17 protein-coding genes are annotated in these 19,643 nt (G+C 59.8%); 12 read left to right on the top strand and 5 right to left on the bottom strand.

The genetic code is table 11. The features are described from left to right. The 11 genes from ACR0BK_RS14405 to ACR0BK_RS14355 all read left to right on the top strand — a co-directional run. On the top strand, positions 1 to 1,125 hold a 1,125-nt coding region (locus ACR0BK_RS14405; RefSeq protein ID WP_480555158.1), incomplete at its 5' end, for a COG4223 family protein. A gap of 10 nt (positions 1,126 to 1,135) precedes the next feature. Then, entirely contained in the window at positions 1,136 to 2,629 is a 1,494-nt protein-coding gene (locus ACR0BK_RS14400; protein WP_480555157.1) for a heme biosynthesis HemY N-terminal domain-containing protein, read from the top strand. An 85-nt stretch (positions 2,630 to 2,714) separates the two neighbouring features. Further along, positions 2,715 to 3,803 carry an MHYT domain-containing protein gene (locus tag ACR0BK_RS14395; protein ID WP_480519522.1) on the top strand — a complete coding sequence of 363 codons (1,089 nt, stop codon included), beginning with the start codon at positions 2,715 to 2,717 and terminating at the stop codon, positions 3,801 to 3,803. Positions 3,804 to 3,942: 139 nt separating this feature from the next. Further along, positions 3,943 to 4,776 carry an FAD binding domain-containing protein gene (locus ACR0BK_RS14390; protein ID WP_480555156.1) on the top strand — a complete coding sequence of 278 codons (834 nt, stop codon included), beginning with the start codon at positions 3,943 to 3,945 and terminating at the stop codon, positions 4,774 to 4,776. 14 nt (positions 4,777 to 4,790) lie between these two features. Then, on the top strand, positions 4,791 to 5,285 hold the full coding sequence (locus tag ACR0BK_RS14385; protein WP_480555155.1) for a (2Fe-2S)-binding protein: 495 nt from the start codon (positions 4,791 to 4,793) through the stop codon (positions 5,283 to 5,285). Further along, complete coding sequence (locus ACR0BK_RS14380; protein WP_267365528.1) at positions 5,282 to 7,699, top strand: aerobic carbon-monoxide dehydrogenase large subunit; 2,418 nt, start codon at positions 5,282 to 5,284, stop codon at positions 7,697 to 7,699. The genes ACR0BK_RS14385 and ACR0BK_RS14380 overlap by 4 nt, the downstream gene beginning before the upstream one ends. Before the next feature lie 104 nt (positions 7,700 to 7,803). Next, complete coding sequence (locus tag ACR0BK_RS14375; protein WP_480519530.1) at positions 7,804 to 8,670, top strand: AAA family ATPase; 867 nt, start codon at positions 7,804 to 7,806, stop codon at positions 8,668 to 8,670. Further along, positions 8,670 to 9,860, top strand: a complete 1,191-nt coding sequence (locus ACR0BK_RS14370) for a vWA domain-containing protein (RefSeq protein ID WP_480555161.1) — start codon at positions 8,670 to 8,672, stop codon at positions 9,858 to 9,860. The genes ACR0BK_RS14375 and ACR0BK_RS14370 overlap by 1 nt, the downstream gene beginning before the upstream one ends. A gap of 13 nt (positions 9,861 to 9,873) precedes the next feature. Next, positions 9,874 to 10,686, top strand: a complete 813-nt coding sequence (locus tag ACR0BK_RS14365) for an XdhC family protein (RefSeq protein ID WP_480555154.1) — start codon at positions 9,874 to 9,876, stop codon at positions 10,684 to 10,686. Positions 10,687 to 10,785: 99 nt separating this feature from the next. Further along, a complete protein-coding gene (locus ACR0BK_RS14360) occupies positions 10,786 to 11,238 on the top strand; it encodes an SRPBCC family protein (RefSeq protein ID WP_480474467.1) in 453 nt (150 codons plus the stop codon). Positions 11,239 to 11,501: 263 nt separating this feature from the next. Continuing rightward, positions 11,502 to 11,726, top strand: coding sequence for a hypothetical protein (locus tag ACR0BK_RS14355; protein WP_480519534.1), 225 nt, complete (start codon positions 11,502 to 11,504; stop codon positions 11,724 to 11,726). 82 nt (positions 11,727 to 11,808) lie between these two features. On the opposite strand, the gene ACR0BK_RS14350 is transcribed toward ACR0BK_RS14355, so the two are convergent. Continuing rightward, on the bottom strand, positions 11,809 to 13,461 hold the full coding sequence (locus ACR0BK_RS14350) for a DUF6504 family protein (protein ID WP_480555152.1): 1,653 nt from the start codon (positions 13,459 to 13,461) through the stop codon (positions 11,809 to 11,811). A 66-nt stretch (positions 13,462 to 13,527) separates the two neighbouring features. Continuing rightward, positions 13,528 to 13,818: an I78 family peptidase inhibitor gene (locus ACR0BK_RS14345; protein WP_480474470.1), complete on the bottom strand. Its 291-nt coding sequence runs from the start codon at positions 13,816 to 13,818 to the stop codon at positions 13,528 to 13,530. Between the two features lie 130 nt (positions 13,819 to 13,948). Here ACR0BK_RS14345 and ACR0BK_RS14340 point away from each other — a divergent pair, with 130 nt between their 5' ends. Continuing rightward, positions 13,949 to 15,061, top strand: a complete 1,113-nt coding sequence (locus ACR0BK_RS14340; RefSeq protein WP_267364409.1) for an S-(hydroxymethyl)glutathione dehydrogenase/class III alcohol dehydrogenase — start codon at positions 13,949 to 13,951, stop codon at positions 15,059 to 15,061. A gap of 59 nt (positions 15,062 to 15,120) precedes the next feature. On the opposite strand, the gene ACR0BK_RS14335 is transcribed toward ACR0BK_RS14340, so the two are convergent. From ACR0BK_RS14335 to ACR0BK_RS14325, 3 genes are all read right to left on the bottom strand, one after another. Continuing rightward, complete coding sequence (locus ACR0BK_RS14335) at positions 15,121 to 16,059, bottom strand: DMT family transporter (RefSeq protein ID WP_480555150.1); 939 nt, start codon at positions 16,057 to 16,059, stop codon at positions 15,121 to 15,123. Between the two features lie 153 nt (positions 16,060 to 16,212). After that, a complete protein-coding gene (locus tag ACR0BK_RS14330; protein ID WP_480519544.1) occupies positions 16,213 to 16,626 on the bottom strand; it encodes a group III truncated hemoglobin in 414 nt (137 codons plus the stop codon). A 48-nt stretch (positions 16,627 to 16,674) separates the two neighbouring features. Further along, the gene (locus tag ACR0BK_RS14325) at positions 16,675 to 19,593 is read right to left on the bottom strand and encodes an error-prone DNA polymerase (protein ID WP_480555148.1); all 2,919 of its coding nucleotides are present in this window, start codon (positions 19,591 to 19,593) and stop codon (positions 16,675 to 16,677) included. Positions 19,594 to 19,643: the final 50 nt, after the last annotated feature.

Raw genomic sequence — 19,643 nt, 5'->3', positions numbered from 1 at the left:
GCCGAAGCCGAAGCCGAAGCCGAAGCCGAAGCCGAAGCCGAAGCCGAAGCCGAAGCCGAAGCCGAAGCCGAAGCCGAAGCCGAAGCCGAAGCCGAAGCCGAAGCCGAAGCCGAAGCCCCGGTCGCTGAAAAGACCGTCGAACGCGTAGTTGAAAAACGCGGCGGTTTCGTTCCGGCCCTGTTGGGTGGGGCGCTGGCCGCCGTTGCAGGTTTCGCGCTGGGCAATGGAGGGCTGTTGCCAACCGGCCCGGACAACTCGGGAGCGCTGGAAGAGCTGGAAGCAAAGCTAACAGAACAGTCGGACCAGATCGCCAAGCTGTCACAGGCGCTTGCAAACAGCCCTGATGTGTCTGGACTGGCAGATCAGGTCAAAACGTTGTCGGACAAGATGACACCGGTTGAGAGCGACCTCGGCACGGTAAAATCCTCGGTTGATGCGCTGTCCGGTCAGGTCGCGCCATTGACGGACCGGGTCGCTGCGCTGGAAAAAGCCCCGATCGCCTCCACTGCCTCGCCCGAGGCAACCGCCGCGTTTGAGGCGGAACTGAAGAAACTTCAGGACTCGCTGGCGGCGCAACGGGCTGAAGTCGAAAAAATGGTTTCGGACGCTCAGGCTCTCGAAGCGAAAGCCTCGGCAGATGCACAAGCTGCAATGAATGCTGCCATTCTGGCGCGTCTGCGTGGACAGCTGGACACCGGCCAGCCTTTTTCGGAATTGGTTGCTGAACTGAAGGCAGGCGGTGTGAATGTACCGGACGCCCTGTCCGGCCCGTCGGAAAAAGGCGTGGAAACTCTGACCGCGCTACGGGCGTCGTTCGAGCCTGCGGCGCGAAATGCATTGGCCGAGGCGCGCGAGGCCGACAAAGGAACGGGTTTGGTCGCCTTCCTGCAACGTCAAACGGGTGCCCGTTCCGTCACGCCTCAGCAAGGTGATGGTCCAGACGCTGTTCTGTCGCGTGCGCAGGCTGAGCTTGCGAATGGCGACCTGACCAGAGCGTTGAATGAACTGAAATCACTTCCCGAAGTGGCGCAGGCTGCGATGGCCGATTGGGAGCAGGCGGCCGGGACACGAGCCTCCGCCATTGACGCCGTGAATACGCTGGCTTCCAACCTGAACTCGAACTGAAGGACCTGCCATGCTGTGGTCATTGTTTAAGATCCTCGTTTTTGTTGCGATTATCGGCCTGCTGGCGCTGGGCGGTCACTTCCTGATGCAAACCAGCGGTGGGGTGCAGATCACCGTCGCGAGCACGGAATTCACCCTTGGGCCGCTTCAGTCGGTGATTGCGCTGGGTGTTCTGGTATTTGCGGTCTGGCTGTTCTTCAAACTGCTTAGTCTGTTGGTTGCGACGCTCAAATTCCTCAACGGCGACGAAACCGCCCTGTCGCGGTATTTCGACCGCAGCCGGGAACAGCGCGGCTATCAGGCGCTGGCCGATGGGTTGATGGCTTTGGCCTCGGGCGAGGGGCGCATTGCCATGACCAAGGCCAGTAAAGCCGAAAAGCTGTTGAACAAGCCGGAACTGACGGATCTTCTGGTGGCCCAAGCTGCCGAGATGACGGGTGACACCAAGAAAGCTTCGGACACCTACAAGAAACTGGTGACAAACAGTGCGACCCGGTTTGTCGGTGTGCGCGGTATCATGAAACAAAAGCTGGCCGAGGGAGATGATGAAACCGCCCGCAAGCTGGCCGAAAAGGCGCTGGCCATCAAACCGCGCCACGAAGAGACACAGGACGTACTGCTGAAATTGCAGACCAAGGCGCAGGATTGGGCTGGTGCCCGGTCGACGCTGACTTCCAAGTTGAAAGCCGGGTATCTGCCGCGCGACGTATTCAAACGTCGCGATGCGGTTCTGGCGCTGTCCGAAGCCAAGGGAATCCTGGATGAAGGCGCGACTGTCGAGCAACAGGAGCGCGCGATCGAAGCCAATCGCCTGTCGCCCGACCTGGTGCCTGCCGCCGCCATGGCGGCCCGAGCGTATATCGCCAAGGGCAAGTCCCGGGCAGCGACCAAAATCCTGAAAAAAGCGTGGGAAGTTCGTCCACATCCGGATCTGGCCCATGCCTTTGCCGAGATCGCGCCGGATGAAACCCCGGAACAACGGGTCAGGCGTTTTACGGCGCTGACCCGCACCCATCCCGAAAATCTGGAAACCCGTCTAATCCTGGCCGAACTGAACATTGTGGCCGAAGACTTCCCCGAAGCCCGCCGTGCCCTGGGTGATGTCGTGGAAAAACGGGGTGACGCGCGCGCCTATACATTGATGGCCGCCATTGAACGCGGCGAGGGTGCCACCGACGCCGTTGTCCAAGGTTGGCTTGCCAAGGCACTGAACGCGCCGCGCGGCCCGCAATGGGTGTGCGACAACTGTCATGACATTCAACCCGAATGGGGACCTGTTTGTCAGAACTGCCACAGCTTCGATACGCTCAGTTGGCAAACGCCACAGACACCCGAGATTGCAACAGCGACCGGGGTTCACATGCTGCCCCTGATCGTCGGTGCACTTGAGAGCCAGACCGAAGAACCCGAAACAGTCGAGCCTGCGGAAGACGATGATGTGGTTGAAGTCTCAGTGGATGCTGTAGAGCTGGCGGACGACGCAGAGGCTCAGAAACAGGTCTGAGCCCTGCTGTTGCTAACTGTGAATTGTCGCAATCAATTCGGTTTGCTAACGTCATCCTCGCGTCGGGGAGGGCGTTCAAATCCAAATGCTGGACTACTCTCACAACACTTGGTTGGTGGTGGCTTCGCTTGCCGTGGCGCTCATGGCCGGGTTCACGGGTCTGTACCTGACGCACGGCGCGTCAAGGCTGGATAGCCAGCGGCGCAAGTTCGTGGTGGCATTGGCCGCTGTCATTCTGGGCGGCGGCATCTGGTCGATGCATTTCGTGGCGATGCTGGGGCTGCAACTGCCAATTCTGTTTTACTATGATGCCCTGATCACTCTGATGTCGGCACTGGTCGCGATCCTGATGGTCGGGCTGGCGTTGCTGCTGCTGCATTTCCGGCCTCGCTCGGTTCAGACGATGATCGGATCTGGTGTGATTGTCGGGCTGGGCATCGTCGCGATGCACTTTGTCGGGATGGCTGGTATGCAGCTTTGCCGCCCTGTCTATGACATTTTCGATGTTGCTCTGTCAGCACTGGCATCAGTAATCTTGTCGGTGGCTGCAATTTGGGTGGCTTATGGCAACCGGACACAACGGAACATCCTGCTTGGCACGGTTTGTTTCGGACTGGCGGTGTTCACAATGCATTTTGTTGCCACGGGCCTGACTGATTTCGTCGCGAGCGACAGCCTCGGCGGGGCGGGTCCAGCGCTGGATAATCAGGTTTTGGCAATGGGGGTGACGGTATCCGTTTTCCTGATCTGTGGCGCTTTCCTATTGACCGGTATCACGTTCATAGAACCAAAGCCCGTGGCTGCACCTGCCTCGGGACCTGTGTCGGAACCCGCCCCAATGCGCGCTGGTGTTCCGTATGAGCGCGAAGGCCAGACTTTTTTTGCGCATCCCGCGCGGATCGCCGCCATTCGGGCCGAGGGGCATTATACGGTTCTCTATATGGATGCAGAGAAACTGTTCTGCCCCTGGTCGATCACGGATGCGGAAACGCGACTTTTGCCCGAAGGCTTCCTGCGGGCGCATCGTAGCTATCTGGTGAACCCGAAACACGTCTCGCGCTTTGAACGTCACAAGGACAATGGCACCTGCTATTTCGATGGCGTTGACGCGCTGAGCAAGGTGCCGGTCAGCCGGTCCCGCCTGACGGATATTCGCGAAGCACTGGGATTGTAGGCGCAACTCGTGCAGTTCTTTCGCATTTCGTGAAACAAGCCGCGCGCTCCGTTTTCCTTAACTGGATCAGTTAAATCCGCCGTTCTTTCCTTACCTCAGGTCCCCCAAGGCATATCGCCCGGACCCAGGGAGGAAAAACATGATACCAGCCGGCTTTGAGTATCACCGGCCAGGCGACATTGCCTCGGCCATCGGCATTCTACAGGAATACGGGGACGAGGCGCGCGTGATCGCGGGCGGGCATAGCCTGATCCCGATGATGAAGCTTCGCATGGCCGAGATGGGTCATCTGGTCGATCTTCAGGCCATCGAAGAGCTTAAGGGGATTGAGGTCGGGCCTGACACCGTTACTTTGGGTGCGATGGTCACGCAGCACGAGCTGATCACCCATGGGGATCTGGCCGATGCCATTCCGCTGATCCGCGAGGCGGCTCTTCAGATTGCGGATCCGCAAGTGCGGTACATGGGTACTGTCGGTGGCAATGTGGCCAATGGTGACCCGGGCAATGACATGCCGGGTCTGATGCAATGCTTGAACGCCTCGTTCGAGTTGTCCGGCCCGGACGGGAAGCGGACAGTTGCCGCGCGTGATTTTTATGAGGCCGCGTATTTTACCGCCCGCGAAGATGAAGAAATCCTGACCCGGATTTCGATCCCTGTACCGGGTACGGGCGTGGGGCAGGCCTATCAAAAGCAAAAGCGCAAGATAGGGGATTATGCGACCGCCGCCGCGGCTGTGATGGTTGGCAACGGTCATGCCTCTGTTGCGATGACCAATCTGGCCGACACGCCCATCTGGTCGGATGAGGCCAGCACGGCGCTGGCCGGTGGCGATGTCGAAGGGTGCGTTGCCGCAATGCTAGACGCGATCGATCCGGTCGCTGACAACCGCGGCCCCGTCGAATTCAAGAAACACGTGGCCGCCGTGGTGCTGCGCCGCGCCATCGACCATGCTCAAAGCCGCGCGGGCTGAGGGGGAGGGAACCAATGTCTAAAATGCATGTCAAACTGACCGTAAACGGCAAGCAGGTAGAAGGTCTGGCCGAGCCACGTACGCTGCTGATCCACTTCCTGCGGGAAGACCTGAAAATCACCGGTCCACATATCGGTTGTGAAACCAGCCATTGCGGTGCCTGCACCGTGGATATCGACGGCAAGTCGGTCAAATCCTGCACCGCCTTTGTAGCGCAGGTAAACGGTGCTGAGATCACAACCGTTGAAGGCCTGACCAATGATGATAGCAGCCTTGGAGTGTTGCAGGAAATGTTTCGTGAACATCACGGGCTGCAATGTGGGTTCTGCACGCCGGGCATGATCACCCGGGCGCATCGTCTGTTGCTGGAGAATCCGAACCCGACCGAGGAGGAAATCCGTTTCGGTATGGCCGGAAACCTATGCCGCTGCACAGGATACCAGAATATCGTCAAGGCGATCTCGGCTTCGGCTGACTTGCTCCATGCACAGAAGGAGGCCGCGGAATGAACGACCAGACTCTGACCCCCGAAGAACGCGCAGCCAACCTCAAAGGTATGGGCTGCGCCCGAAAGCGCGTCGAGGACGTGCGTTTCACCCAGGGCAAGGGTAATTACGTCGATGACATCAAGCTGGACGGGATGCTGTTTGGTGATTTTGTGCGATCTCCTTACGCTCATGCCCGCGTCGTCAGCGTGAACAAAGAGGCGGCCTTGGCACTGCCCGGCGTGATCGCCGTTTTGACCGCCGAAGACCTGTCGCCTTTGGGTTTGCATTGGATGCCGACACTGGCCGGTGACAAGCAGATGGTGCTTGCCGATGGCAAGGTGCTGTTCCAGGGCCAGGAAGTTGCCTATGTCGTGGCCGAAGACCGCTATGTCGCGGCGGATGCCGTTGAACTGGTCGAGGTCGAATACGAAGAGCTTCCAGTTATCACGGACCCGTTCGAATCGTTGAAGTCGGACGTGGTGCTCCGCGAAGATCTGGAAGGTCAGACCGAAGGCGCACATGGGCCGCGTAAGCATCACAACCACATCTTCACGTGGGAACAGGGCGACAAGGACGCGACCGAAGCTGTGCTGGCCGAGGCAGACGTGGTCGCCGAAGAGATGATCTATTACCACCGCACCCATCCGTGCCCGCTTGAGACCTGCGGTTGCGTGGCGTCGATGGACAAGGTGACCGGCAAGCTGACGCTCTACGGAACGTTCCAGGCCCCTCATGCAATCCGGACAGTAGTGTCGCTGATTTCGGGGCTGGCCGAGCACAATATCCGCGTGATCAGCCCCGATATCGGTGGTGGGTTTGGCAACAAGGTGGGGGCCTACGCAGGCTATGTGTGCTCGGTGGTGGCCTCGATAGTTACCGGCAAACCGGTGAAATGGGTCGAGGACCGGATGGAAAACCTGATGTCCACTGCCTTTGCCCGTGACTACTGGATGCAGGGGAAGATTGCCGCCACCAAAGATGGAAAGATCACTGGATTGTGGTGTCATACCACGGCGGATCACGGCGGTTTCGACGCGTGTGCCGACCCGACCAAATTCCCTGCCGGGTTCATGAATATCTGCACCGGGTCTTATGACATCCCGACTGCCTATCTGGCAGTGGATGGTGTCTATACCAACAAGGCGCCGGGCGGTGTGGCCTATCGCTGTTCCTTCCGCGTGACCGAAGCTGCCTATTTCATCGAACGCATGATCGAGGTTCTGGCCATCAAGCTGAACATGGACGCGGCCGAGTTGCGTCGGATCAACTTCATCAAGGCAGATCAGTTCCCCTATCAATCCGCGCTGGGCTGGGAATATGACTCGGGCGATTATCACACGGCCTGGGACAAAGCGCTGAAGGCTGTGAACTATGAGGGTCTGCGGGCGGAACAGGCACAGCGGATTGCGGATTTCAAGGAAGGAAAAACGCGCAAGCTGCTGGGCATTGGTCTGACACATTTCACGGAAATCGTCGGGGCCGGACCGGTGAAGAACTGCGATATCCTCGGGCTGGGGATGTTCGACAGCTGCGAGATTCGCATTCATCCGACCGGATCAGCGATTGCGCGGCTTGGAACGATCAGCCAAGGCCAGGGCCATGCCACAACCTTTGCCCAGATCATCGCCAGTGAAATCGGCCTGCCCGCCGATGACATCACGCTGGAAGAGGGTGACACGGATACCGCACCTTACGGGCTTGGGACTTATGGGTCCCGGTCTACTCCGGTCGCTGGCGCGGCCACAGCAATGGCGGCCCGCAAAATTCGGGCAAAAGCCCAGATGATCGCGGCCTATCTGCTGGAGGTGCACGACAACGATGTCGAATGGGACGTGGATCGCTTCGCTGTCAAAGGCGCGCCTGAGCGGTTCAAGACCATGAAGGAAATCGCATTCGCCGCCTATAATCAGGCCATTCCCGGGTTGGAGCCGGGTCTGGAGGCCGTCAGTTACTATGACCCGCCCAATATGACTTATCCGTTCGGGGCCTATATCTGTGTCATGGAGATTGACGTGGATACTGGTGAATGGGAGGTCCGGCAGTTCTACGCTTTGGATGACTGCGGCACCCGGATCAACCCGATGATCATCGAGGGTCAGGTCCATGGCGGTGTGACCGAGGCGTTGGCCATCGCGATGGGTCAGGAGATTGCCTATGATGATATGGGCAATGTGAAGACCGGTACGCTGATGGATTTCTTCCTGCCGACCGCGTGGGAGACGCCGAACTATACCACCGACCATACGGTGACCCCGTCCCCGCACCATCCGATTGGCGCAAAGGGTGTGGGGGAAAGCCCGAATGTCGGCGGTGTGCCCGCGTTCTCGAACGCAGTGCATGACGCGTTCCGACCCTTTGGACTGGTGCAGAGCCATATGCCGCACGACCACTGGCGGATTTGGAAGATTGCCAATGGTCTGGGGATGCATGGGTGAATGGGATCGGACCGGCTGTTGCCGGTCGGACCGACGGAGGGGGCTCTGCCCCCTCCGAACCTCCCCCGGGATATTTGGGGCCAGATGAAGATAGGATCCTGGTTTTGACCTTGAAAGATGTGCAGAACGGGTTGGTTGCGCAGGGCTATGTTGCCGATGATCGGTTGGCCATGGCGTTGCATCTCGCGCAACAACTTGGGCGCCCGTTGTTGCTGGAGGGGCCGGCGGGTGTGGGGAAAACCGAAGTTGCGAAAGCGGTGGCAACCTGGCGCGATACGCGATTGATACGTCTGCAGTGCTACGAAGGTCTGGATGCCAGCCATGCCATCTATGAATGGAATTATCAAAGACAGCTATTGGCGATCCGGGCGAGCGAAGCGCAGGGTGGCGTCGCGGAGGCGCAGCTGTTTTCGGATGAATATTTGCTGAAAAGGCCTTTGTTAGAGGCTATCTCGGAAACAAAACCTCCGGTTCTGTTGATTGATGAGATTGATCGGGCGGATGAGGAGTTTGAAGCCTACCTTCTGGAAATCCTGTCAGACTTTCAGATCACGATACCCGAGCTGGGAACTGTGCAGGCACAAGTTCGGCCTGTCGTCATTCTGACGGCCAACGGGACGCGGGATTTGTCGGATGCGCTGCGCAGAAGATGTTTGTACAGCTTTCTTGACTATCCTTCGAGAGAGACCGAATTGGCGATCCTGCGGGCACGACTGCCTGAAATTGAGGGGATTCTGGCGCGTCAGATCATTGGGGTTGTGCAGGCGCTGCGTCAGGAAGACCTTGAGAAGAAACCGGGCGTCGCCGAGATGCTGGATTGGGCAGCGGCCCTGTCCGGGTTGGGTGTCAATGATCTGGCCAAATCCCGCGAAGACGTGCAGGCGACGCTGGTGTGTTTGCTGAAGACTGCCGCAGACTACAGTGCGGCACCGCCCGAGGTGATGGATCGCTTGATCGGAAAGGTCGCGTGATGCAGGTTACGCGCTTTCCCGCCCGGGCTTTGGGCCTTGCCGACCGCATGTCGAGTTTCATAGCGCATCTGCGCATGAATGGCATGCAATTGGGCGCGTTGGATGCGGGGGACGCGCTTGCCGCCCTATCCGAAGTGGATGCAACGGATGCCAATCAAGCCCGGCAAGCCATGTGCGCGGTCTTGACCGGAGACGCGGACGATTGGCGCAGGTTTGATGAACTGTACGATGCTTATTGGTTCAACGCTGGTGCGCAGCGTTCGGGAAAAGCAAAAAACAAGTATGTGCGGGTGCAGTCCGCCAAGCCAATGATCTGGCAGAGCAGCACTCAGGCTGAGGAAGAACCACGATCCGGGTCGGCACAAGAGGCCACTATGCCTGACTGCGGTGAAGGGGAAGCCGAAGGGGTGGACGGCAAGTTGATCGCCACGCGAACGGCCAACCTGTCACGCCGGGATTTGCGAGATTTAATGGACGAAGAGGCCCTAAAGCAGGCTGAAACAGCCGCGCTGGCCTTGGCGCGGGCTTTTCGGGACAGGCGATCGCGCCGCCGGAAACGGGCGTTGCGCGGGGCTGTTCTGGACATGCGCCGAATACAGCGCGCCAGTCTGGCGCGAGGCGGTGAGCCGCTGGACCTGTATCGCCGAGCGCGGCCGCCACGTCCGATGCAGATTGTGGCATTGTGCGACGTGAGCGGCTCGATGACCGTGTACTCACGTGTGTTTCTGGCTTTCCTGAAAGGGTTGATCGGCAGCGGGATCAAAGCAGATGCGTATTTGTTTCACACGCGATTGATGCGGGTGACAGATGCGTTACGCGACCATGATACTCTCCGGGCCGCGGGTCGGTTGTCGCTGATGGCCGAAGGCTTCGGCGGCGGCACCGATATTTCCGGCAGTCTTGAGCGATTTCTGTCGGGATACGGCGCGCGGACACTGAACGGGCGTACTGTCGTTCTGATCCTGTCGGACGGATATTGCAGTTCTGATCCGCAGGCTCTGGGGGATATGCTTGCGCGTATCAGGCGCAAGGCACGCCGTATCGTCTGGCTGAACCCCTTGAAGGGCTGGAAGGACTATCAACCAATTGCGGCAGCGATGCAGGCGGCTGAACCCTATCTGGATGCGCATTTACCGGCCAATACGCTGGATGCATTGGCGGCGCTTGAGCCGCAGTTCCAAAAGCTGTGAAAGGAGTCTGACCTTGGCGAATTTCGACATTTTTGACACCATCGATCAGCTGCGCGGAACCGGAGAGGCCTTTTGTGTGGCGACGGTTTTGCGCACGGCGGATGCGACCTCGGCCAAAGCTGGGGGGAAGGCGGCGGTTACCCAGGCGGGTGAAATTCTGGGTCATCTTGGTGGGGCTTGTGTGCAACGCGCGGTCCGGGCAGCGGCGCAACAGGCTTGGGCGTCCGGAATGCCGCAGATAATCCGTGTCAAACCTTCGGAAAAGGTGGTGAACATGACGGATCCCGATGGTGTACAAACATTCAGAAGTGGGTGCCCGTCCGGCGGTACCGTTGATCTATTGGTCGAGCCCTATCAACACGCGCCCCGGCTGGTGATTTTCGGCGAGGGGTTGATTGCCAAAGCTCTGGCGGCGCATGGATCTTTGGCGGGGTTTCGTACGGTTGTCGAGGATGGGCTTGATATTGCTGGAAACCATGTGCGGTTCGCCTTGGAACAGGTGGATGTGTTGGGCGTGGAGCCGCGGGACTATGTCGTGGTGGCTGCGCAGGGGCGCAGCGATGCGTCCGCCTTGAAGGCGGCATTGGAAACCGACGCGGCACGCGTGTCGATGGTGGCCAGTCGCCGCAAGGCAGCTGCCCTGACTGCAAAGCTTATCGCCCAGGGATTGGACCCTTTGAAGGTTGCGCGCCTGAAATCTCCGGCGGGCTTGGACATATATGCCATAGACCCGCATGAGATCGCCCTGTCGATTTTGGCCGAGATCGTGATGTGGCGGAACGGTGAAAAGGCAGCAAAGGTGTCGCATGATGAAAAGCTTGCTTGAACGCCTTTACCGCATGTGGCCTGCGTGGCTGGAACAAAGGATAGCCAAGGTTGCAACGTGCGTATTCCGAAGATGTTGTTGAACAAAGGAAAGACCTGAATGGAACTGACTGATGAAATCCGTATCGCAGCGCCACGGGACGTCGTTTACCGCGCGCTTAACGATCCCGACATATTGATGGAATGCATCCCGGGATGTGAGGAACTGACGCAGAAATCACCAACCGAGCTTGAGGCGAAAGTTGTTCTGAAAATAGGCCCGGTCAAAGCGCGCTTTGCAGGTGAGGTCACATTGGACACGGCCAATGCACCAAATGGGTTTTCCTTGATGGGTGAAGGCAAGGGCGGGGCGGCTGGATTTGCCAAGGGCGGCGCAGACGTATCGTTGACCGAAGAAGGGGACGAAACCGTGCTGAAATACACGGCGAAGGTTGATGTTGGTGGCAAGATTGCTCAGCTCGGCAGTCGGTTGATTGCGGGAACCGCCAAGAAGTTGTCGGCAAAGTTTTTTACGCGGTTCGGAGAGATCGTGTCAGAGCAGTCGGCTGCATGATCCGGAGCGTTCCATAGCCGAGAGGTTATCAAAGCAGGGACCACTGTCGACAAGGCGGGGAAACCCGCCGTCAACCGAAGGAGTGGCAATCGGCGGTATCTGCAAATTCTCAGTCAAGACAACGCTCTTCAGCGAGAGCTGCGAACATCCCTGTCAACGGAGGGTTGAAAATTGGGTTCCGACCATAAAAAATTGGCTTTTCCCGAAATAACCGGTAGATTTTCTGTAAAAGGTGGAAAACACCGGAGGCAGTAAGAGAGCAGATGTCACAGGCAAAAACTCGTGTTTTGCGGACCACGATACCTGCCGGTCTTGTAGGCAAACGGGACGGTCTTTTTTTCTTGTGGGGTGAGATTGAGCGCGCCCGTTTGAAAATTGAAGACGGAGGCCGTCAGGACGCTGCAACGCCGGACGGGCCAAGTGTAAACATGGCGGGCGCAACCAGAAGGTTGGTGCAGATACCGGTGGACGAGTTCATTTTCTTCTGATGGCAAGGTCTGGACGGGATTGGCTGTTTACAAACGGCAATGCCGCTCGCCGGATCTGTAGATTTACTGAGGGAAATAGACCCTAACCAAACTGCCCGTGACAGAACCAGCCTGCAGACATGGTTCCGCCATGGCCGTAAAACAGCCACAACCGCTCGCCCTGCTGTGTCACCACAACCCAGTAGTCCCGCACGCCGCTGCGCCAGTTCGGGTCATCCAGCCACCATTCCGGTGCGATCCGTTCCGGGCCGGTGGCCTGCGCCAGCTGCCAGTTACGTCCGCGCCAGCGAAAGGCGCTGGGCACGTCGGGGGTTTCCGGGGCCATTACCGGCTCAGGCTGCCACATCAGCAGGGGGCGCGGGCGTGGCGGCACAGGCCAGTCGCGGGCAGGTTCCGACCATGCCGCCGCCAGCGTTTGCGCCGTTTTCTCAGGGATGTGCGAGGCCGCCGGATGGCGCCGGGTGATTGCCTCAAGCCCCACCCGCGCGCCCAGCTTGCCGATCAGGTCATCCACGGCGGTATTGCCCGCCAGCCGGTTGCGGGCCACACGACGGGCTTCGGCATGGCCGGCCACGGTGCGGGCATGGATGGGTTCCGTCTGCACCGCCTCAAGCCGCAGCATGTCGATGCCGTAGCCTGCGTCGATCTTGTCGATTTTCATCTCTAACAAAGGGCGAATGCGGTGTTTATCGTAAGTTGGGCGAGCCAGACCGACCTCGATAACCTCAGCCGCCTGATCGGCACGGTGAGCCTCCAGCCGCAGGGTGCGGGCACCGCGCCCCTTTTCTTCCAGCTTGGTGCAAAGCGTTGGCAGAACCCGATCAACCGCAGCCATGACATCCTCAACCAGACCAATCGGGTTGGGCAGGGTCATCCGCACCGCGAAGTGATGCGGCGGGCGGGCGGGTGAGACAGGCTCGGGCGCGCTGCCCATGGCCTGATCCAACCGCAGAACCAGCCCGCGCCCAAACCTCCGCGCAAGGCTGGCGCGGGGTTGGCCCAGCAGATCGCCGATGCGGCGCAGGCCCAGACGGTTCAGCTGCACGACAACCTGATCTTCCAACCGCAGCGCGGCGATGGGCAGGGGGCTGAGTGCGCCATAAGATTGCCCCGCCGGTGCGACCCGCGCGCCTCCACCCAGGGCCCTCACTTGCGGCGCAGTGCCGCCTTTGGTCCAGTGCCGCCGTTTGCCCGCCCGGGCGCGGGTGGCACGGGCCTCCTGACTGATGGCGTCGCCATTGCGGTCGGATGTGGCCGCTTGCCCCGCATAGCGCGCCAAAGCCCAGGCTGCGCCCAGCGTGTCGGCGATGCCCATCTGTACGCTGAGGCCCATATCCGCACAGTCGGTTTCAAGAACGTTCAGCAACGCCTCCTCTCCGCCAAACAGATGGGCGCAACCTGACAGATCGACGATCAGCCCGTCCGGGGCCTCTTCGGCCACCCATGGGCTGAACTTTCCCGCCCAGCGACGCAATGCGGCCAGGAACGCGGCTTCGGCTGGGGCGTTACGGTGGCGCGTGATCAGGTTGGCACACATGGCATGAGCATCCCGCACCGGCTGGCCTACGCGCAGCCCGGCAGCCTGCGCATCGGCATTCACTGAGGTAATAACCTGCATGTTCGACTGCTCGGCCACGATGGCCAAAGGTCCGGTATGCAGCCCCCGCGCAGCGCGGATCAGCCGTTCAGCCCCCAGACGGGGGAACCATAGCGAAAGTATTCGGCGTTTGGGCATTTTCAAGCATCATAATGTTCTTACTTTGTTCTTAAGTTAGAATCGATGCCTGAGTCGAGTCCGCCCTTATCCGCAGGTCAGCCGCTGGATGATCCCGTCACCATTCACGTATACGTTTAGCCGGTCGATGCGGTAATCCTGCGTGGCGATGTCATCCGGCCCCAGCACGCGCGACCGCGCGGGCAGGTTTGCCTGAATGGTTGAAACCGGCTGGCCAACGGTATCCGAAAAATCTTCGCCCTGACAAAAGGCCAGATCGACCGGGGCAGGTTCCGGCGGCAGCAAAGCGTCTTCGGGCGCAGGCGGAGTCTCAGCGCAGGCCGCCAGAAAGATCAGGATCGGGAAAAATCGGTGCATTGGCGTTCCTCATTCTGGCAATGTCGTTTCTGCAATATCAATTAATTAGCCAATCTGCCATGAAAGCACGGTTGAAAACACCCTGCAATTGACGCAGGGTCGGGGCAAAAGTGACAGGGAGATAAGTACCATGCGTACCCGTGCCGCCGTCGCCATTCAGGCAGGCAAACCTTTGGAAGTGATGGATGTAAACCTCGAAGGCCCCAAGGCGGGCGAGGTTCTGGTCGAGATCAAGGCCACCGGCATCTGTCATACCGACGAATTCACCCTGTCGGGTGCCGACCCCGAAGGCTTGTTTCCGGCCATTCTGGGCCATGAAGGCGCAGGCGTGGTGGTCGAGGTCGGCCCAGGAGTGACCAGCCTGAAGCCGGGCGATCATGTGATCCCGCTTTACACGCCGGAATGTCGCGAGTGTGAATACTGTCTGCACCCCAAGACCAACCTGTGTCAGGCGATCCGGGAAACCCAGGGCAAGGGTCTGATGCCCGATGGCACCTCTCGTTTCTCGACCTTGGATGGCGATCCGATCCTGCATTACATGGGCTGCTCGACCTTCTCGAACCACACGGTTCTGCCTGAAATCGCGCTGGCCAAGGTGCGCGAGGATGCGCCGTTCGACAAGATCTGCTATATCGGCTGTGGTGTCACAACCGGTATCGGCGCGGTCATCAACACGGCCAAGGTGGAAATCGGCAGCCGTGCAATCGTGTTTGGTCTGGGCGGTATCGGCCTGAACGTCATTCAGGGCCTGCGTCTGGCCGGAGCAGACCAGATCGTTGGCGTAGACCTGAATCCCTCCAAGGTGGAAATGGCCACCAGGTTCGGCATGACCGACTTCGTGAACCCGTCAGAGGTTGAAGGCGATCTGGTGCCGTATCTCGTCAACCTGACCAAGGGCGGTGCGGATTATACGTTTGACGCCACAGGCAATGTCGGCGTGATGCGTGCAGCACTTGAATCGGCGCATAAGGGCTGGGGTGAGTCGATCATCATTGGCGTGGCACCTGCAGGGGCCGAAATTTCGACCCGGCCATTCCAGCTGGTCACCGGCCGGTCGTGGCGCGGTACCGCATTTGGTGGTGCGCGTGGGCGCACGGACGTGCCCAAGATCGTCGACTGGTACATGGAGGGCAAGATCGAGATCGACCCGATGATCACCCACACCATGGGTCTGGACGACATCAACCACGGCTTCGACCTGATGCATAAGGGCGAAAGCATCCGGTCGGTGGTTATCTACTAAGGGTAAACACCAAAGTTCTCGAAAACGGCGCGCTGATCGGTGCGCCGTTTTTGTTGAACCTACTTTCCAGGTCGTGTTGCCCCTGTGTCTGCCCGGGGTGAACGAACCCGCAGAACCGGGGTATTGGCCGAGGTGGTGTTGGCCCGGCTTTCTCGCCACACAACATAGACGCCGGACGCGATGATGATGCTGGCCCCGACGGCGACCCAGATGTCAGGGCGCTCGTCGAAGAAGATCATGCCAAACAGCGTTGCCCAGATGATCTGGCTGTACTGGCTGGGGGCGACGACACCGGCGGGCGCGGCGCGGTAGGCCAGAATGATCAGGTGTTGCGCGATGACCGAGAACACCCCGACCAGCGCCATCATCGCCAGATGCAGCAGGGAAGGCGGCTGATATACAGCCGGTTGGGCAAGGCTCATCACAACGATGGCCAATAGCATCGGATAGAGGATCAGCACGGCCGAGCGTTCCTCATTCCCGATCTTGCGCACCAGAACCGAGGCGAAGGCGCTGCAGAAGGCGGCCATCAGGGCGGCCATATGGCCCAATGTGATATCCGTTGCACCGGGGCGCAGAACGATCAGGACGCCAATCAGGCCGACGCCAACCGCAGCCCAGCGCTGGGCGCGGACCACTTCCCCCAAAATCGGGATTGACAGCACCGTGACGATCAGCGGGAATGAAAACAGCAGGGAATAGACCTCGGCCAGTGGCAGAACCGAAAACGCGTAAAATGCGCAGGACATGGCCGTAACCATCAGGCCCGAGCGCAGCAATACCAGCCATGGGTGATGCGGCAGAAAGTTCCCCGTCGTTCGGTCGGTCAGGATCGTGACCGCCATTGGAACGAAAGAAAACAGCGTGGCAAAAAAGATGATCTGCATCACTGAATAGGTGCCGCCCAGCACCTTGATCAGCGCATCGTGGCTGGCAAAGACGGCAAATCCCAGAAATGCATAGCCAAGCCCCCCAAGGGTGTTGTTTTGAGCGCTCATCGATCCGGCCTCGGCCTATGTTGGTGTGGTGACGATACATCGTGGCAGCGCAGGCAGGGTTCCTGGCTGTCTTTATTGCTGCTTAACCCTATTCTGAGGGCACGAATAGCCCTTATTTTACCGCTAACATGTCAAAACTACCATGATCTGGGATCATCGCAGGATCGGCGGCGCATCTTTGGGCTGTCGTGCGGATTGAACACCTGCCTTCATGCCGACACCGATGCGGCGGGCCAAGACGACCCATGGGGTGGCCGTTTCCGCGGGCAGGGTCCGGGTGGCGACCTCTTCGAACAGATCCAGCCAATGGGCAAAGAACTCCGGTTTCACATCGGGCCGTTCGATATGGACCCGTTGCGGATTACCGTCATAGCAGCGCTCATACAGGATGGCATTGCGCCAGAAGGCGGCGATCTTGTCCTCATGCGCGGGCCAGTCGGTGACGTGGTTTGCGAATACGGGCCCAAGTACCGCGTCTTGCCGGACACGGGCATAAAAGGCGCGAACTTGCGCGTTGATTTGCTCGGGCGTCGCGGGAAAGCGCGGGGGAAGGATGGGTCTGGTCATGACAGCCTGAATTTCGACTCTGTTTTCGGCAGATAGGGTGTTCCGGCGTTACGGAACAGAGGTGGTTTTGTCGCGCCCATCCGGCGTCAGCAGATGCCGCAGCAGGGCCACCGGGTGCGCCCGCAGGCTGAGGCGGGTGGCGACGTAATCTTCGACCACCTGCTCGCCCAGCGTCATCTGTGGCAGGTAAGCCTTGGGTTCATCCAGCGCCTCGCCCTCCAAGTCCTGCGAGAACAGTGGCAGAGGTTTGGCGGTGGCAATTGCCTTGGCCTGCCAGAGCGCCTCGCGCCGGGTCAGGTCGCAGGCGGCGAAGGCATCAGCCTCGGCCAGCCGTTCGATCACCGACGGCCCAAGGCCTGCGCGGCGCCAGACATCGTCGACCTGGGTGTAGCCATTGCCGCGTGCGGCGGTCAGCCAGCTGGCGTCTTCCTCGCTCAGGCCCTTGATCTGGCGAAAGCCCAGCCGCAGCGCCAGACCGCCATGGCCATCAGGCTCCATCACATTGTCCCAAAAGCTGGCATTGATGCAGACCGGGCGCACCTGCACCCCATGTTCGCGCGCATCCCGCACAATCTGGGCCGGCGCGTAGAACCCCATCGGCTGCGAGTTCAGCAGGGCGCAGGCGAAGATGCCCGGATGGTGGCATTTGATCCAGGCAGAGGCATAGACCAGCAGCGCAAAACTGGCCGCGTGGCTTTCCGGGAAACCGTACGAGCCGAAGCCTTCGATCTGGGAAAAGCAACGTTCCGCGAAATCCTGTTCATACCCGTTGCGTTTCATCCCGCGCAAAAAGAGCGCGCGGAATTCGCTGACATTGCCATGTTTCTTGAAGGTTGCCAGCGACCGCCGCAGCCGATCGGCCTGTTCCGGGGTGAAGCCCGCGCCGACAATGGCGATCTGCATCGCCTGTTCCTGAAACAACGGCACACCCAGCGTTTTGCCCAATACCTCGCCCAGCGCGTCCGAGGGGAAGCAGACCTCCTCCTCGCCATTACGGCGGCGGATATAGGGGTGGACCATGTCGCCCTGAATGGGGCCGGGGCGGATGATGGCAACCTCGATCACCAGATCATAGAAATTACGCGGCCGCATTCGCGGTAGGAAGTTCATCTGTGCACGTGATTCCACCTGAAACACGCCGATGCTGTCCGCCTTGCAGAGCATGTCATAGACCACCGGATCCTCGGGCGGCAGGGTGGCAAGGGTGTAGCTGGTCTGGTGATGCTGGCCGATCAGGTCAAACGCCTTGCGGATGCAGGTGAGCATCCCGAGGCTGAGGACATCGACCTTGAGGATGCCAAGACTGTCGATATCGTCCTTGTCCCAGCAGATGACAGTGCGGCCCTCCATCGTGGCGTTTTCGATGGGGACAAGCTCATCCAGCCGACCCTCGGTGATGATGAACCCGCCGACATGCTGCGAGAGGTGGCGAGGAAAGCCGTCGATCTCATAAACCAGCATTAAAGTCTGTTTCAGGCGCCGATCTTCGGGGTCGAGGCCAATTTCGCGCATCCGTTGTGCCTCAAGCCCCGAGGCCGAGAAAAACCCCCAAAGCTGTGAGGAAAGTGCCGAGATCGTGTCTTCGGTCAGGCCCATGGCGCGGCCAACCTCGCGGATTGCGCGTTTGCCGCGATAATGCACGACAGTGGCGCAAAGGCCTGCGCGTTCGCGGCCATAGCGGTCATAGATGTGCTGGATCACCTCTTCGCGGCGTTCATGTTCGAAATCGACGTCTATGTCTGGCGGTTCATCGCGCGCCTCGGAGACGAAGCGTTCAAACACCATGGTGCCCATCTCGGGGCTGACCTCGGTGATGCCGAGGCAAAAGCAGACGACCGAATTGGCCGCTGACCCGCGCCCCTGGCACAGGATGCTGCGCGAACGGGCGAAATGGACGATATCGCGGACGGTCAGGAAGTAGGGTTCGTATTTCAGCTTGCCGATCAGCGTCAGCTCATGCGCCAGCATTTTTTTCGCCTTTTCGGACGCCCCGGCGGGATAGCGCCATTTCAGCCCCTCATGCGCCAGACGGTGCAGGCGCTGGGTCGGGGTTTCCTGTTCGCTGCCCTCGCTGGGGTATTCATAACGCAGCTCACCCAGCGAGAACTTCAACTCTTCGCTGAGCACATGGGCGCGGGCAACGGCACCTTCATGACCCTTGAAGATGCGTAGCATCTCGGCCTCGGAGCGCAGGCGCTGTTCACCATTGGCCAAAGCGTCCCGGCCCAATGCGTCCACTTTGCGGCGCAGGCGGATGGCGGTCAGCACATCGCCCAGTTTGCGGCGGGTGCCGTGGTGCATCAGCGGTGTCGCGCTGGCGAGCGTGAGGATGCCAAGCTGTTTTGCCTCAATCTCTAATAAAGAGAAATACGAACCATCGGCGCCATCATACCGAGGGTGCATCAACAGATGCATCCGCCCGGCAAAGCGGCGCGTCAGCTGCTGCGCCTGTGTCCGCCACGCGCCCGCGCCGCCTAGAGAGCCCGCTGTCTGTGGCCACAGCAGCAGGTGGAGGCCATCGGAAAATTCGAGCAGGTCAGACAGGTGCAGGATGCAATCGCCTTTCTCGGCGCGCAGGCGACCCCTGGACAGGATGCGGCACAGGTTGGCCCAGCCCTGTCGGTTCAGGGGTAAGGCGGTGACAGTGGGCGCATCGGTGAAGATCAGCCGCGCCGCCGGGATCAGGCGGGGAACCGCGTGGATGGGATAGGAGGGCGGCTTGGGGATGTGATCGGGGCAGGGTGGACCGATGGATGTGTTCTGCGCCTCCCACGCCAGCCGTTCGCGGACCTTGCGGGTGATCTCGCGTGCTTGAGTATGGGCGCGGACGATCCCGGCGACCGAGTTGTCATCGGCAATCGCAATGGCAGGCAGACCCAGGGTGACGGCACGCTCCATATACTCCTCGGGGTGCGAGGCCCCGGTGAGGAAGGTAAAATTCGACGTGATCGACAGCTCGGCATACATGGCGATTCCATATTATATTCATGTTTTGTTCTTTTTCGAGTCCTTTGCGC

The sequence above is a fragment of the Ruegeria sp. AF1 genome, from assembly GCF_056542125.1.
This window is presented reverse-complemented; position numbering and strand designations above follow the sequence as displayed.